Origin of the sequence: Microbacterium sp. K41 (assembly GCF_004794395.1) — a bacterium.
GTDB classification, from domain to species: domain Bacteria; phylum Actinomycetota; class Actinomycetes; order Actinomycetales; family Microbacteriaceae; genus Microbacterium; species Microbacterium sufflavum.
On record NZ_SSDO01000002.1, the window covers coordinates 1 to 520 of the forward strand.

General features: G+C 72.3%; 1 protein-coding gene. It reads right to left on the bottom strand.

From position 1 onward, the window contains the following. Nucleotides 1–180 precede the first annotated feature (180 nt). Nucleotides 181–520, bottom strand: a 340-nt coding sequence (locus DW309_RS19120) for a hypothetical protein (protein ID WP_205812550.1), incomplete at its 5' end; no start/stop codon positions are given.

The following is a 520-nucleotide window of genomic DNA, read 5'->3' on the forward strand; positions in this document are numbered from 1 at the left end:
GCCGAGGGTGAGCACGATGCCGATCGCGCTGATGACGACCGTCAGGCTGTCGGTGGACACGGATGCTCTCCTCGGGTGCGGTGTGTCTTCGACGATACGTCGCTGCGGGTGTGGCGACTCCCGGAATCCCGGCATCTGTGAGGAAGGGGAGAGAGGCGCGGATGGGGGAGGAGGAGCGCCTCAGCCGGTCGCCGACATGTGCCGTCCGGAGCGCGACGTCACGAGCATCAGGACCGGGACGACAGCGCACAGCACGGCCGAGACGACGAAGGTCGCAGGAGCCGCCGGATCCCGACCGATGAGCAGGATCAGCGTGGGCACGAAGGTGCCGCCCACCGCGCCGCAGGCGACCAGGGCCCCGGTCACGGCGGCGCTCCGTGCGGGGTCGAGGCGGTCGAGGGCGAGGCCGAGGATCAGGCCGTAGCTCGGCGCGAGCAGCACCACCACCGCCGCCAGGGCCACGAGCGCTCCCACCGGCTGAGGGCCCACGAGCGCGCCGGCCACGCCCATCAGCACGGCC